Origin of the sequence: Terribacillus saccharophilus (assembly GCF_000725365.1) — a bacterium.
Lineage (GTDB): Bacteria > Bacillota > Bacilli > Bacillales > Amphibacillaceae > Terribacillus > Terribacillus saccharophilus.
This window is the reverse complement of record NZ_CP008876.1, coordinates 430,558-445,109: the sequence shown is the minus strand read 5'-3', so window position 1 is coordinate 445,109 and position 14,552 is coordinate 430,558. Positions and strand designations below refer to the sequence as shown.

General features: G+C 41.9%; 15 protein-coding genes. 2 read left to right on the top strand and 13 right to left on the bottom strand.

Going from position 1 to position 14,552, the window contains the following annotated elements:
• From GZ22_RS02375 to GZ22_RS02355, 5 genes are read right to left on the bottom strand one after another with little or no spacing between them, the layout of a single operon-like run.
• Nucleotides 1-645, bottom strand: a complete 645-nt coding sequence (locus GZ22_RS02375; RefSeq protein WP_038558315.1) for an isochorismatase family protein — start codon at nt 643-645, stop codon at nt 1-3.
• Nucleotides 646-661: 16 nt separating this feature from the next.
• Entirely contained in the window at nt 662-1,402 is a 741-nt protein-coding gene (locus GZ22_RS02370) for a sulfite exporter TauE/SafE family protein (RefSeq protein ID WP_038558313.1), read from the bottom strand.
• A 36-nt stretch (nt 1,403-1,438) separates the two neighbouring features.
• Nucleotides 1,439-1,981, bottom strand: coding sequence for an NADPH-dependent FMN reductase (gene ssuE, locus GZ22_RS02365; protein ID WP_038558311.1), 543 nt, complete (start codon nt 1,979-1,981; stop codon nt 1,439-1,441).
• Nucleotides 1,982-2,002: 21 nt separating this feature from the next.
• On the bottom strand, nt 2,003-2,902 hold the full coding sequence (locus GZ22_RS17935; protein WP_051747963.1) for a carbon-nitrogen hydrolase family protein: 900 nt from the start codon (nt 2,900-2,902) through the stop codon (nt 2,003-2,005).
• Between the two features lie 12 nt (nt 2,903-2,914).
• On the bottom strand, nt 2,915-3,979 hold the full coding sequence (locus tag GZ22_RS02355) for an LLM class flavin-dependent oxidoreductase (protein ID WP_038558309.1): 1,065 nt from the start codon (nt 3,977-3,979) through the stop codon (nt 2,915-2,917).
• Between the two features lie 176 nt (nt 3,980-4,155).
• Here GZ22_RS02355 and GZ22_RS02350 point away from each other — a divergent pair, with 176 nt between their 5' ends.
• On the top strand, nt 4,156-4,803 hold the full coding sequence (locus GZ22_RS02350) for a zeta toxin family protein (protein ID WP_038558307.1): 648 nt from the start codon (nt 4,156-4,158) through the stop codon (nt 4,801-4,803).
• Between the two features lie 46 nt (nt 4,804-4,849).
• On the opposite strand, the gene GZ22_RS02345 is transcribed toward GZ22_RS02350, so the two are convergent.
• The 5 genes from GZ22_RS02345 to GZ22_RS18510 form a co-directional block, all read right to left on the bottom strand.
• Complete coding sequence (locus GZ22_RS02345) at nt 4,850-6,088, bottom strand: MFS transporter (protein ID WP_038558305.1); 1,239 nt, start codon at nt 6,086-6,088, stop codon at nt 4,850-4,852.
• A gap of 72 nt (nt 6,089-6,160) precedes the next feature.
• Entirely contained in the window at nt 6,161-7,303 is a 1,143-nt protein-coding gene (locus GZ22_RS02340) for a winged helix-turn-helix domain-containing protein (protein ID WP_038558303.1), read from the bottom strand.
• Nucleotides 7,304-7,337: 34 nt separating this feature from the next.
• Nucleotides 7,338-7,949 carry an HNH endonuclease gene (locus GZ22_RS02335; protein WP_084160620.1) on the bottom strand — a complete coding sequence of 204 codons (612 nt, stop codon included), beginning with the start codon at nt 7,947-7,949 and terminating at the stop codon, nt 7,338-7,340.
• 186 nt (nt 7,950-8,135) lie between these two features.
• Entirely contained in the window at nt 8,136-9,008 is an 873-nt protein-coding gene (locus GZ22_RS02330; protein ID WP_038558302.1) for a YitT family protein, read from the bottom strand.
• 141 nt (nt 9,009-9,149) lie between these two features.
• Nucleotides 9,150-9,287 carry a hypothetical protein gene (locus tag GZ22_RS18510; RefSeq protein WP_164072005.1) on the bottom strand — a complete coding sequence of 46 codons (138 nt, stop codon included), beginning with the start codon at nt 9,285-9,287 and terminating at the stop codon, nt 9,150-9,152.
• A 190-nt stretch (nt 9,288-9,477) separates the two neighbouring features.
• On the opposite strand from GZ22_RS18510, the gene fbp reads away from it, so the two are divergent.
• Nucleotides 9,478-11,409 carry a fructose-1,6-bisphosphatase gene (gene fbp / locus GZ22_RS02325; protein WP_038558299.1) on the top strand — a complete coding sequence of 644 codons (1,932 nt, stop codon included), beginning with the start codon at nt 9,478-9,480 and terminating at the stop codon, nt 11,407-11,409.
• 451 nt (nt 11,410-11,860) lie between these two features.
• Here the strand turns inward: fbp and GZ22_RS02315 are convergent, their stop codons facing one another.
• The 3 genes from GZ22_RS02315 to GZ22_RS02305 all read right to left on the bottom strand — a co-directional run bounded on the left by GZ22_RS02315 (nt 11,861) and on the right by GZ22_RS02305 (nt 14,522).
• Nucleotides 11,861-12,757 (bottom strand): AraC family transcriptional regulator, encoded by an 897-nt coding sequence (locus tag GZ22_RS02315; protein ID WP_038558295.1) that lies wholly within the window; start codon nt 12,755-12,757, stop codon nt 11,861-11,863.
• Nucleotides 12,758-12,852: 95 nt separating this feature from the next.
• Nucleotides 12,853-13,683, bottom strand: coding sequence for a carbohydrate ABC transporter permease (locus GZ22_RS02310; RefSeq protein WP_038558293.1), 831 nt, complete (start codon nt 13,681-13,683; stop codon nt 12,853-12,855).
• Complete coding sequence (locus GZ22_RS02305) at nt 13,683-14,522, bottom strand: carbohydrate ABC transporter permease (RefSeq protein WP_367544106.1); 840 nt, start codon at nt 14,520-14,522, stop codon at nt 13,683-13,685. The genes GZ22_RS02310 and GZ22_RS02305 overlap by 1 nt, the downstream gene beginning before the upstream one ends.
• Between the last annotated feature and the right edge of the window lie 30 nt (nt 14,523-14,552).

Sequence of the window (14,552 nt, the reverse complement as noted above, 5' to 3'; positions counted from 1 at the left end):
TTATGTTGTTATTGGCGTAGCCTTCAATGCCGTTAAATACTCCACTACCTGTTGTTTCGGCAGTACATCGGCATACCTTGCATTCACATCAAACAGATTCGCATCATGTGATTCCTTTGCTTGATCTCCGACACATTCCTCCGGCACAATCGTCTTGAATCCATATGAAAACGCGTCAATGATCGTTGCCCGTACACAGCCACTAGTTGTGCAGCCTGTGACAATGACGGTGTCCACTTGCTTTGTCGTCAGGAGTGACAGCACCTCGGTCCCGAAGAAAGCCGACGGATATTTTTTCAGTACAATCGGCTCACCCGTAACTGGCTCTACTTCAGGACTTACTTCTGCTGCATGTGAGCCAATTGTAATCCAGCCGATATCTGTTTTCCAATTACCTGTATCCCATTGGCCTTCCCTGTAGCCAACGACAGTATATATAACTGGTATATCCTTCTCTCGTGCTAACTCCAGGAGCTCTGCCGTTTCAGCAGCCGCCTGCTTGATGAGGGGACTTTTTCCGGTCGGATATTCACTGTTCGTAAATGCATGCTGGAAATCTACCAGTAATAAAGCTGGTTTCTCTCCAAATCCTACTTGCTTTTGACCATAACCTGCTTGCTGGTAGACTGATTGTATATCTGTCATATGCATCCCTCCTGTTTTATGTAAGCAGTAGAATCCCGCCGAATATCGGCAGTAAAATAATCACTGTCCGCAGCACCTGCACTGGAGCGAGACGTGTGAACTTCGCGCCAATGAACGACCCTATCATCGTACCTGCGACTACTTGTACGAGCAGCGTGATATCAATGAACCCAGCTTGAGCGAAACCGAATGCCCCAAGAAATGAAATTGGGATGAGCACAAACATGCTCGTTGCTGCCGCTTGCTGAATACTTAGCCCGAAAAAGATCATCAATCCCAATTGAATTAAGGGCGTCGATCCGATTCCGAAACACCCAGATAAGAAACCAGTGCTGCCGCCCACTCCCATAGCCAGCAGCAGATATTGCTTTTGGCTGAACACTTTCTCTACCTTTACGCTGCCGCTCAATTTAGTTCGGAAAAACAGCAGGATAGAAGACACAAATAAAAGCAGAGCGGAAACGATAATTAGCGGTGTTTCCGGCAGACCTGCTGCCACTTGTGTGCCCAGATAAGCACCAACAGCACCAAATGCCCCGACCATAGCGCCAGTTTTCAGCTGTATATTACCTTCTTTGAAATGACTGATCGACCCGGAAATAACCGTGAAGATCATAGCTGTTGTGCTTGTGCCGAGCGCTGTATGGATCGGAATCTGGAAAACACTAATTAGAAGCGCTAGCACAAATCCAGATCCTCCCCCGCCGGCGAATCCCAACAGCAAACCCAATGCAAACATTGTCGCCAGCATCATCATACGTTCCGACCTTTTCTGTTTAAATTAGTGAAGAAATCACACAACCTGTTCGATCGTCACACCTTCCAAAAGGCCCTCAACCGCTTGATCCAGTCTTAACTTGCAGTCTTCCCCCAGCTCAAAGCTGTCGTCCGCAGCACGTACTACTTGCTTATCCTGGATGAATACACCCTGCTCAATCGCATTAGCACCCAAGACGGATAGCACTGGTTTTAAAGCAAACTCAAGCATCAATAAATGTGCCGTTGTACCGCCCATTGCTAGCGGCAGCACCTTTTTGCCAGCCAAGCCTCTTTCCGGAACCAAATCCAGGAAGCATTTCAATACGCCAGTATAAGAAGCTTTATATACTTGTGTTGCCACGACTACAATATCTGCATCCTTTACCAGCTGTGTTGCGTGGATGATAGCATCGCTCGTAAAATTGGCATAAAGCAAATCTTCTGCCGGCAAATCCGCTACTACAACATGCGAAACGTCACAGCCCTTGAGCTCCAAATCAGAAATCACATAAACAACTGGACCATTCAACCGGGACGTTTTCTTCGGACTGCCTGTAATCACAACTGCTTTCGTCATATTAATCGCCCTCCATTTGTGTTAGTTTACTACTTCCGTTTGATAGCGTTCATAGACTTCCGGTTTCCGGTTGGCCAGCCAGTCGACACGATTACGGGATTGTGCAAGTTCAGCTTTGCTGATCTCTGCAGATACATGCTGCCACTCTCCATCTTCGGCTATTGCCATCACATCCCCGAATGGATTGAGAATGCAAGACTGTCCGAAGTGGTGGCGCAGCACCTCCTCGCCCTGCAGCTGTTCTGCTCCTGCTTTATTCACACCCATGACAAACAGATTATTTTCCAAGGCCCTCACTCGCAGCTCTGCCACATACAGATCCTTGCGGAAGCCATATGTCGCAGTCGGCACGACAATTGCATCGACATCCTGCACGCGTAGTGAGCGCCAAGCCTCCGGGAATGATCGGTCAAAGCAAATGAGGATGCCTATCTTCCAACCATTGCCCAGGGTGAATGTCGGAAACGCACTTCCGCCGCCACCGTATTGTTCAAAATAGAATTTCTCATCCGTCTTCATCGTTGCATCATCGACTTTCGGCACATGCACCTTGCGATAGCTGCCGATCAGGCCTCTTGTCGGGGAACAGACAAACGCTGTATTGTAATAATTCGTGTGGTCACCTTCCTCTGCTCTCTCGAAAACTGTTCCGATCAGATGTGTCCCTGTTTCTTCGGCTAAAGCTGTCATCGCTGTTACTGTCGGACCATCCATTGGTTCGGCAAAATCAAAGAACGTCTCATCCGGTGTCGTGACCGCCGCAAAATACGGCGCCGTCATCAGTTCTGCACAAACAAGCAAATCCGGTTTGTCAGCTGCAATCACCCGTCTGCACTCTGTGATGATTTTCTGCAAATTCGTTTCAACATCTCCTGCATAAGCACCATTCTGCAGTCCAGCAATCACCATGCTTTCCTTCACTAGATCTCCCCCTTAACCGATGATTTCTTTTATGACTGTATTCCGAAGTCCTTTAGCATCCAACAATGGAACGATGTCACTTTCGAAGAAATTCATATCTGTCACAAAGTCAGGGAATGTGAACAGCAAGCCATCGATCATTGTTTCCTTCTCGATTTTTTCAATCTGTTCGGCAATTTTCTGCGGGGAACCAACAAGTGTAGGAACGATAAAGATTTCACCTAATAGCTCCATTGTCGAACCTGTCTTATCATTATCACGCGCATCCTGAAGCCCATCAAAGCCGCCTTTATCTGTACCTTCAATAAAGTTCAAATACATGTTCTCTGCTTCTTCATCTGTTTCAGCGGAAATGATTGTATACACGGCATACGTCTTGATCGACTTGTTCATGCTCGCTGCAATTTCTTTCCCTTTGGCACTAAGCTCGGCGATGCGGTCAAAGTCACCTGCGACGAAATTGATATCACCATGCTTGATCGTGAATTCCAATCCTTTATCCGACATACCCGCACAAACAATCGGTGGATTCGGTTTCGTTTTTGGCGTCGGCTGACACATGCAATCTTCCAGCTCGAAGTATTTGCCCTTATGCGTCAGTCGTCCTTTATCCCACAGCTGCTTCACAACCGTCAGCCATTCATCAGCATACTCATAACGATCACCATAAAACTCATCTCCAGGCCATAGTCCCATCTGGGAATACTCATACTTATTCCAGCCTGCCACGACATTCAAGCCGAAGCGCCCATCACTTATATCATCAATCGTTGCCGCCATCCGTGCTGCCATTGCTGGATTGTAAGTCAGCGGCTGCACCGAAGCATAAATCCCAATCTTGTCAGTGACAGCTGCCAGCCCTGCCATCAGATTGAAAGACTCCATCGCATAATCCCAATGCTCCGTCTTCCCGCCATACCCGCGGTACTTCACCATCGACAACACAAAATCCAACCCCATATTCTCCGCCCGCAGCGCAATATCCTTATTCAATTCAAACGTTGGCATATACTGCGGTGAGTTATTCGACATGATCCACCCATTATTCGCTATTGGCAAGAAAATTCCGAAGTCCATTTGTATCGCTCCTTTTGTGTTGTGTATTTAACCTAAATAAATTGTATAATTATTCAGAAAATAAAAGGAGCTTACAATGTGTAAAGGAGAAGTGACAAAGTGTAACCATTAAGTACAACTTCTTGAATTAAGCTATAATGGATGCTCACTAATGTATCGAAAAGGTGGGTAATCCGTTGGTTAATCTCGCACAAGAACTCTCACATATTTATTGGATCGGCGGCTCTCCCTGTGCCGGTAAAACAACCATTTCCCGAAAACTCGCAGCCGAATATGGCTTTACATATTATAAATGCGATAACTGCTATGATGACCACATGTCCCGCAGTACACCAGATCAACAACCATACATGTACAAAATAAAAGACCAAACCTGGGATCAGGTCTGGTCTACGCAGTTTTGTTCTTTGTCTGTTGAGGAACAAATTGAAGATGTAATTCGTGTGTATGAGGAACAGTTTAGTCTAATACTGGAGGACTTACTATCCCGTCCTAAAACAACACCTATTCTTGTTGAAGGAGCAGCATTGCTGCCTCATAAGGTAGCTCCCCTTCTTACTAACTCGAACCATGCTATTTGGATGGTGCCTACACTTGAATTCCAAATAGAGCATTATAAGAAAAGAGAGTGGATTCATCGTATTCTTGATCAGTATAATGATCCTGATTTGGCATTTTCTAATTGGATGAAGAGGGATAGTGGGTTTGCTAAGAAGGTTGTGAAGGATGCAAAAGACTTGAGTCTTAGAACTTTAAGCGTGGATGGAAGTTATTCAGTCGACCAAAGTTATAAATTAGTAAAAAGGCACTTTGGATTAAAATAAAAAGAAAAGGAAGAAACTCACTTCCGTTTCTTCCTTTCCATACAGTTTAGCTCGCACTTCTTCTTTTGGCATTACCATACTTACTCTTCCAAATAAAAGCCTGAAATGCAATTCCACATATTCCAATCAAAGCAATAACACTCCCTGTTAAGCGGAAAGCTGCAAGTACTCCAATACTATTTATAAGAAAGCCGCCTAATAATGGACCTATAATGAATAAGGTACTCAAGCTAGAATCTACAATGCCTGATACTCTGCTAATCATTTCTTTCGGTGGTTCTTTTTGGACAAGGTAGTTCACACCAGCAAAGACAAGTCCATTTCCAAGACCTCCGATAAAAGCTAAGCCAAGAGCTATATAAATATAGCTTTCTCCTGCATTCAGAAAACCGAACCCACTTGTCATCAATCCGAGCCCGAAACAACCGGTTCCAAAAAACCAGCCATACCTGTGTATTTCATTTATCCGGTTCATGACCACTATCATTGTAAGTGACCCCAACCCAATTCCGCCTACTATCCATCCAGTCAATTCTTCCCTGTCAGGATACAGCGTACTAAAAAGCGTGACCAATTGAGCGTCAATCATTTGAATAACAAGTGTACATAACAGACCAAACAATAAGCTGGCAAACAAGATGCGATTATGAATGACTGCCTTCCATCCTTCTTTCCAGGATTCCATTACACCTGCATTCACACTTGTTTCGTTTCTTTCAACTTGCGTAGTGATTAGTCGTATTCTGTATAGCAGCAATGCAGAAAGGACAAAAGCTACTGCGTTCATTCCCATTGCTACTTGGGTAGAAAGGATGCTTACAACCGAACCACCGATGAGAGGACCAACAACTTTAACTAATTGGATTACTCCTCCATTAAGTGTTACTGCCTGCATCAATTGTTCTTCTTCTACTATCCTTCTCATTAGCCCTTGCTGTGCAGGCACGCTTATTGCACCACAAGTACTGCGTAGCAGCAATACCATGAGCGCGACATAAGGTGTGCTGACAAAGAGTAAAATAACTGTCAGGACAGCTCGCACCCAGTCAGAATAAATTAGGATTTTCCTCTGGTCCCATCGATCTGCCAGTACGCCAGCCCATTGGCCAAGAAGAACACTAGGTAAGGCGTAAAACACAGGAATTAATGAAATAAGCATAGGATCTGCATTCCAGTTAAACCGAAACAAAATCAGAACAGCAATGAAATCGAACCAATTCCCGAGGTTAGCCAATCCATTGGCTAAAAAATACTTTGTAAAATTGCTGTTTTTCCATACACTCATATCATCCAGCTCCTATTCCCTGATATTGCATACAGTTTACCGATGCAATGTCAGAGGAATATCAGAGACTGCTTATAAGTGCTTCTCCAGTTCACGGCTAATATACGAACCTAATTGCGTAAGACGGAACATTTCTTTATACTGCTCCAATTGAGTAGAGTAATAAGCTTGCAACTCGGGATAGTCATCGTATTCTTTTAGAAATGCAATGATCACCTTCAAGCTTTGGAAGATACCAGGTACATATTTTGCTTTGCGAAATTGGGTGAATCCATCTGCTATGGCTTCTTGGGCACTAACGGGATTGCCCTTATAAAGCCGATACAGTCCTTGCATGATTGCAAAGAGAGCTTTCTCCCGAGAAAAAGGACGCTTAACAATCTCGCTTTCAATCCGCGCTATCCCAATTTCTATCGCTGTTTCATCCTGTTGAAGGAAAGCAAGACCTAATTCCATCAAGAACAAAATGAGAACGAATCCTTCCATATCATCATCTATAATCTGTTGTTTGGAATCTTCAAGAAGAACAGTTGCCTCATCCAATTGCTTTGTAAGAATCAGCAGGGTAAGACGGTTCAGCAATGCAATCTCTAATTTATGCTGAAGAGGCAATTGATCATAATTCAAAGCCTTGGTAAAGTAAGACAGACTTTTCTCTATATCCTCACAAGCATAGAAATGAAGATGAAGCAGATAATAGCACTTCTCCCAGAATTCAATATGCTCAGCATGCAGCAGATGCTCAAATTCTCCATTCATAAAGTAGAGATATAACTGGCTAGAAGCATCAAATTCCACTCCAAATACAGATTGATTTTCCGACATCAATCTCAGCGCATCTCCTTGGCCATATAAATGATATTTTTGAAACAGCTTGCTGACATTCTCAGCCAGTTCGCGATCTTCCGACAGTGGATTAGCTTCGAGTTGAGGCAGCTGATCCAATACATACCCCCGCCCCCGCACTGTTCGAATCGTTACCACGTTAGATAAAGGAGCTAACTTCTTCCTCAAGCGATAAATATGATCATCTACTGTCCTATCAACCGGATCAGACATAGGCCAAAGACGATCAAGCAATGCCTGACGAGAAAATATTTGAGAAGGATGTTGATAGAGTAACTGAAAAAGCTCATATTCTTTAGGCAAGAGCTTAATTTTTTCGGAAGCATAGCTTATTTGAGAATGATCTGATTGAAATGAAATATACCGCATTTTACCAATCCTTTGGCTAATATGTCTGTTTCTCCTAACCTCTTACATTCACTTTTTCTAATACTTGATCGTTAATTCTGTCATCTGCCACTTCTTTCGCAACAGCAACTTTAATATAATCGGACAGCTTCTGACTTTCTTTCATTAACTGATGAATCTTCTCACAATTCTCCCAATGCTCTTTCCATATATCTGAGCCGACGACTTTCTCGAAATCAACAACTGTCGGCTTACTCCAGGCTTCGTATTTCTCCAAACGACTAACCAGTACATCAATATTTTCAACTGCACGAGTTTTAGGTGATAATCTAGCATCACTTAGAACCCATTGTCGCCAATATTTATTTCCTTTTGACTGGTTGCACTTCCCACATGCCGGTACAAGGTTTTGTATCTCGGAAATATATCCCGTTGGCTTTTTGTTTTGAACCAAAGGTCTGAAATGATCCCATTCAGTAGAATCTCCCCCACAATAGGCACATCGCACTTCATTAGCCATTCCCAACAGATTTAATACCTCTTCTATCTCTTGTTCAGTTGGAGGTATTATAGGGATAATTCCGTTGACGAATGAGTTCGTTATACTCGATGACCTTCCAGTTATCTTTACTGCTTTAGGCATTTGAAATAGTGAATTGGTTCTCAATTTCTGCACTCCATCTTCTAATTAGCATTATTTTCTATTGTTAAAGATACAGTATTTTACTGCTACCTGCTCATCCTTATTGAAAAAAAATAAAGTTTTACTTCTAATCCCTACCAAAATAAAAAAGTGCAATCTTGGTTAACAAGACTGCACTTTTTTAACAAGTATCTTATTTCAACATTAAGGTTAGTGAATATCACTCTTCCTAAACGTACCACCCTTAACTTCCGCTACATCATAAATCGTAACAAAAGCTCCATCATCAATATCATTGATGATTTCTTTCATCTTACTTTCCTCTAGACGGTTAATAATGCATGTGATTTCCATAAACTTTTCATGTGTATATCCGCCGTATGCTTCCTTATAGGTAGCACTTCTTCCTAACCGATCGCGAATGGTTTCTACCATAAGCTTTGGTTCGGTAGTAATGATTTTGAAGGTTTTCGAACCGCTTAGACCTTCTTCTACGATGTGGATGACTTTGGATGCGATAAAGTAGGCGATTGCTGAGAGAATAGCTCCCTTCAGACCAAAAACAGTGGAAACAAAAATGAAGACAAACATGTTAAGGAATAAGATCAAATCACTTGTTCCAAATGGTAACTTACGTGATAGCAGAACGGCCAGCATATCAATGCCGTCTACTGCTCCGCCGTTACGTAAAGCGAGACCCATACCTAAACCTAGGATAATACCTCCGACTACAGTGACGAGCAGGGTGTCTCCTTCAATAATGGCTGGTGTGTGATGCATAAGAACTGTACCAATAGATAATGACGCAATTCCGATAACAGAATAAATCGCGAAGCTTTTTCCTATCTGTTTATAACCTAACCATACAAACGGAAGGTTGATAATAGCGATTAGTGCACCTAGCGGCAGTCCAGCTAGTTGAGAAATGACGATACTGATACCAGTGACGCCTCCGTCTGAAACATTGTTTGGGATCAAGACGGTTTCCAGGCCGTATGCTGCGATGAATCCTCCGAGGATGACGGCTAATCCTCGTAACAAGATGAATAACTTACTTCGGTTACGCTTTCTGATTTTGCTCATACAGTTACCTCATTCTAAATTTTTTAACCTTATAATTTTACCACAAGCAGTATGACCTCTGCTAATTCCTGAGAACTTTTCACAATTAATTTGAACCAAAAAAGGACTTCATCCCCTTGGAAGTAATCCTTATTTCTTCATTCACTCAGGCTGCATTCGAACAACAACCTTCTCACGTACATGGTTATCTTTTACTTCATTCAACCTATCAGGTATTTCCTCACGGGAAAGGACTTTGTTCACCATAGCATCCAGCTTGCCTTCTGCCACTTTATTCAAAAGATATGAACTGCCAATCTTATCAAGTTTCACTCCTTGGTCAGAAAGGGAAAAATAAGATACTATCAATTATGTAACTATTAAAATTCGATACAATGTCACAAATTTCACCTATACTTGCAAATTTATTTTATAATAGAAGAAGTAAAATTATGTAAAAGTTAGTAATTCTGAAAGGAGATACATAATCTTGAACACCAAATACTTAGACTTACTAGCTCAGAAATATGATACGGAAGAAAAAGTAGTCACTGAAATCATCAATTTAAAAGCGATTCTCAATCTCCCTAAGGGTACTGAGCATTTTGTGAGTGACTTACACGGGGAATATCAAGCCTTCCAGCATGTGCTGCGAAATGGCTCTGGAAGAGTAAAAGAAAAAATCCGAGATATCTTCAGCGGTGTCATCTTTGAAAAAGAGATTGATGAGCTGGCAGCTTTGGTTTATTACCCAGAAGAGAAACTGCAAATTATAAAAAATGATTTTAATCAGGATGAGGATCTTAACGAGTGGTATAAAAAGACGATAAAACGAATGATCAAGCTTATCTCGTATGCCTCTTCTAAATATACTCGCTCCAAACTGCGGAAGGCATTGCCTAATCAGTTTGCTTATATTATTGAAGAACTCCTATATAAGACGGAGGAATCCGGAAATAAGGAGCAATATTATCATGAGATTCTCGAGCAAGTTATCTCGCTCGGACAAGCTGACAAGCTAATCACAGGACTCGCCTACAGTACGCACCAGCTTGTAGTGGATCATCTGCATGTTGTAGGTGATATTTATGATCGCGGACCTGAACCGGATAAAATTATGGAAGAACTCATTAATTATCATTCTGTTGATGTGCAATGGGGGAATCATGATGTGCTCTGGATCGGCGCCTTTGCTGGATCAAAGGTTTGTCTAGCGAATATCCTTCGTATCTGTGCGCGCTATGACAACTTGGACATCATTGAAGATGTGTATGGCATCAACCTTCGCCCGCTGCTGAATCTAGCGGAGAAATATTATGACGATAACCCAGCGTTTCGTCCTAAAACGCAGGCAGATAAGAAAACATCTGAGGAAGAAATTGTACAGATAACTAAGATGCACCAGGCAATTTCAATGATTCAATTTAAGCTAGAAAGTCCGATCATCAAAAGACGAGACTTTTTCAATATGGAAGAACGATTGTTGCTTGAGAAAATCGATTTCGACTCAAATGAAATTACACTGAATGGCGAAGCTTACCCGTTAGAAAATACATGCTTCAGCACAATCAATCCTAAGCAGCCTGATATGCTGTTAGAAGAAGAACAGCAAGTAATCGACAAGCTGCTATTCTCTGTCCAGCATTCAGAAAAGCTGGCCAGACACATGAATTTCCTCATGAGGAAAGGCAGTCTTTATTTGCGATATAACGGCAATCTTTTAATACATGGATGCATACCAATAGATGAAAATGGCGACATGGAAAAAATGGAGATTGAGGGTAAAGACTACGCAGGCCGCGAGCTGCTAGATAGGTTCGAACAGTATCTTCGCTATTCATTTGCTCATCCAGAGGAAACAGATGATCTGGCGACAGACATGGTCTGGTATTTATGGACAGGTGAATACTCTTCCCTCTTCGGAAAACGAGCCATGACAACTTTTGAACGTTACTTTATCAAGGATAAGGTGACTCATAAGGAAATCAAAAATCATTATTACCATCTACGCGAAAACGAGGAAACGTGCGAAAAAATCCTAAAAGAATTTGATCTAGATCCAGAACATGGCCACATCATTAATGGCCATACACCTGTGAAAGAGCTTGAAGGCGAAAACCCTATCAAAGCGAACGGAAAAATCATCGTTATCGATGGAGGCTTTTCCAAGGCGTACCAATCTAAAACCGGCATCGCCGGATACACATTATTATATAATTCCTACGGCATGAAGCTCGTCGCCCATAAACATTTCAATTCCAAAAACGAAGTGCTGCATGACGGAACAGATGTATTATCCGTTAAGCGATTGGTCGATAAAGAACTGGAGCGGAAAAAGGTCCTTGAGACGAACGTTGGAGAGGAATTATGTCAGGAAATCAATATACTCAAGAATTTGATGGATTATCGTTATATGAAGTGAGAATAAAGGAAAAGCCAGAATTACCTAACCTGGCGTGCTTCAAAGGCCCCTATTCAAGAATAGAGGCCTTTGATATTACCTACACCCACCTATTGTAATACAGCTACTCATGCCCTCAAGAAAAATTCACTTCTTAAAGTGTAAAAACGTTAAATTTGGTAACTAATAGATATGCAGTATAAAGCATTATGCAGGTAGATAGAAAAGAAGCTAACTTATTAGGAACTCTTAATAACTTAAAAAGTATAATTAATATTATTCCTACCCCTAGTAATGAACCCATAAAGATACCTAGTCTACCAGCCATCTCATTAATTATCGAGTTATCTACACTTGAAAAATCCAATTTATCCATATAACCCCTCCGTCCTATCTATCGGCTGAATTTTATGGTTCTTTAAGTTTTCTATCTTTTGCTACCTTTTAGCATTCTTCATATTTCTCGTATCATCTAATCAATAATTAAATGATCAATTTTAGATGGATCCTTACTTTTTCTAAACTTGCCGGCAGACATCCCCACTGCTTTGCGAAAAACCTTATTAAAGTAATTGGCATTGCTATACCCAACTTGTAGAGCAATTTCATTCACAGTTTTTTTTGTTGCAAGCAGAAGATCAGCTGCCTTCTTTACTCTAATTTTGGTAAGGTACTGAATAGGACTCATATGTACATCTTGCTGGAACTGCTTCAGAAAGTAATAACGCGAGTAGCCAGAAGCAGCCGCAATATCATCTAATGTAAGTGGATCAGCATATCTTGTTTGGATATAGGAGAGCGTTCTTGCAATTGGAACTGAAAGTTCTTTTGGCGACTTCTCAATGTTTTTGGCAAATCGGTACAGCTCCATCATAAACTCGTATGCCTTTGCCGAGGCATGGTAGACGTCGGTAATCTTTTGATCAGCAGTATCCTGATAGATAGTAAACAAAAGCTGAATTAATTTAGAATCGGGAGATAACTTTAGTACAGAGCCGCTTTGTGCTTTGGCAAATCGCCAGCATTCTGCTGCTTTACTGCCCACTAAAGTGATAAAAATAAACTCCCATCCGTCACTATCTTCAGGCAGATAATATCGATGATCACTTGGTATCTCTACGATAAATGCTTCTCCTGACTTCAATGCATAGCTTGTTCCTTCTATCTGAATCTGCCCTTTTCCGGATAAGGTGTATTGGAATACGTAAGTACCTACGTCCTCACGCTGCATTCCGTACCAATCATAGTCAGTGCCTGGTATTTTTTTATCTCGTCCAAGCAGTAAGATGTTTGCCATCTCATTAAAGAGTGCGTCATAGAAGTGGAAACCATATACATTGTACCCTTCCTCTCGCTGATTAGCAGACATAATCTCCCTCCGATCTAGACGCATAAACACAAACAAAGCGACTGAAAATAGCCGCTTTAGATTTTGCTCGATTATGCTTTTGATTAGACTCTCTCTTACCCTTTGACACTTCCAGCCGCAAGTCCTTCAATAAAGAAGCGCTGGAGGAATAAAAACAAGAAAATCATAGGTAGCGATGCAATTAATGCAGCTGCTCCTACAAGTCCAAGCTGGCTGGTATTTTGACCAAAGAAACTTGCCAGGGCTACAGTCAATGTATGCATATCGGAATCTTGCAAGAAGAAGATGGCAAACTGATAGTCGTTCCAAATATAAACACAAGACAGAATCAATACGGTTGCGGTAATTGGTTTCAGTAGCGGAAACACGATTCGGAAGAAGATGCCGATCGTGCTGGCTCCGTCCATTTTTGCTGCTTCTTCTAATTCTTTTGGTACCGTGGAACGAATGAAACCTGCATATAGAAAAATGGTTAATGGCAAGAATGCAGCCACATTATTTAGTACAGCTACCAGGCGTGTGTTCATCAGGCCCACGTCTACGACAAGCTGATACAACGGAACGAGTGCTGTCAGCGGCGGGATGACCATAACTGCGACAAATAACATATACACATATTTATTCAACCTTGTTTGACGTCTTGCCAGTGCGTAAGCTGCCAAGGAGCCGAATAGTATAAGCATCGCTGCTGCAAAGAAGGTAATCACAAAGGTATTCATAAACGCATTAGACAGATTCGCCTGTTCCCAAGCAGCCGTGAAGTTCTCCAAGCTAAAGTATTCTGGAAACAACCATTTTGACGAAAAATCACCAGCCCGCTTAAAAGCAGTCGTTAATAGAATGTAGTATGGGATTAAGTGAAGCAAGGTTATCACTAAAGCTACAGCTGTTAAAAACCATTTGGCCCTTTTGGACACTTGATTCATTATGCTTCCACCTCTTTTCGTTTTAGGTAGAGCAGCGCTGCCAAACTAAGTACTAGGATAATCACTGCCATCAATACACCTTGCGTTGCTGCGTAACCCGCATCCTGCCGCGCAAAATAAAGCGAGTACATAAACGTCGACATCGATTGAGAGGCATTTCCTGGTCCGCCATTTGTCAGTGAGACAATGACATCGAATAGCTTCAATCCGCCGATTATATTGATAACAACATTAATTGTGATTGCAGGCGCCAGCAATGGCAGCGTAATATTCTTAAATTTTGACCAGCTTGACGCACCATCAATATTCGCTGCTTCATAATACTCCTTGGAAATACTCTGCAAACCAGCCAGATAGATAATCATTGCAACACCTACAAACTGAAACGTATTAACGAAAACGATAATGTACGGGTTCACTTCTGGATTACCGAGCGCATTGACCGGATCCAAACCAAGCCAGTTATATATATCGTTCAACGCTCCTCCTTGGTAGGCAAAGAAGAAATACCAAATGTAACCCATAACAAGCGGGCTGATAATAACTGGTAGATAAATGATTGTACGCGTTAAAGTCCGCACCTTTAAGTTGTAATTAAGCAGTAAAGCATAGCCGAGCCCAATAATATTTTGCAGCACTGTACTGCCGATTCCGTACAGCAGTGTGTTCTTCACTACGAGCCACGTATCTGGATCAGCAAACATTCGCTTGTATTGTTCAAGACCAATATAATCATAAACTTGTGAAAACCCATTCCAATTCGTCAAGGAAATACGGATACCATCTAAAAAGGGATAAACAATAAATAGCATGACAAGCAAGACACTGGGCAAGTACATCCACCAAAGAGAGGATTCTTTTCTGCGTTT

Bases quoted from the DNA above. Each gene is read 5' to 3' on its own strand.
- GZ22_RS02375 (WP_038558315.1), bottom strand. From the start codon at position 645: ATGACAGATATACAATCAGTCTACCAGCAAGCAGGTTATGGTCAAAAG.
- GZ22_RS02370 (WP_038558313.1), bottom strand. From the start codon at position 1,402: ATGATGATGCTGGCGACAATGTTTGCATTGGGTTTGCTGTTGGGATTC.
- ssuE (WP_038558311.1), bottom strand. From the start codon at position 1,981: ATGACGAAAGCAGTTGTGATTACAGGCAGTCCGAAGAAAACGTCCCGG.
- GZ22_RS02355 (WP_038558309.1), bottom strand. From the start codon at position 3,979: ATGGACTTCGGAATTTTCTTGCCAATAGCGAATAATGGGTGGATCATG.
- GZ22_RS02345 (WP_038558305.1), bottom strand. From the start codon at position 6,088: ATGAGTGTATGGAAAAACAGCAATTTTACAAAGTATTTTTTAGCCAAT.
- GZ22_RS02340 (WP_038558303.1), bottom strand. From the start codon at position 7,303: ATGCGGTATATTTCATTTCAATCAGATCATTCTCAAATAAGCTATGCT.
- GZ22_RS02330 (WP_038558302.1), bottom strand. From the start codon at position 9,008: ATGAGCAAAATCAGAAAGCGTAACCGAAGTAAGTTATTCATCTTGTTA.
- GZ22_RS02315 (WP_038558295.1), bottom strand. From the start codon at position 12,757: ATGTCTGCTAATCAGCGAGAGGAAGGGTACAATGTATATGGTTTCCAC.
- GZ22_RS02310 (WP_038558293.1), bottom strand. From the start codon at position 13,683: ATGAATCAAGTGTCCAAAAGGGCCAAATGGTTTTTAACAGCTGTAGCT.
- GZ22_RS02305 (WP_367544106.1), bottom strand. From the start codon at position 14,522: ATGTACTTGCCCAGTGTCTTGCTTGTCATGCTATTTATTGTTTATCCC.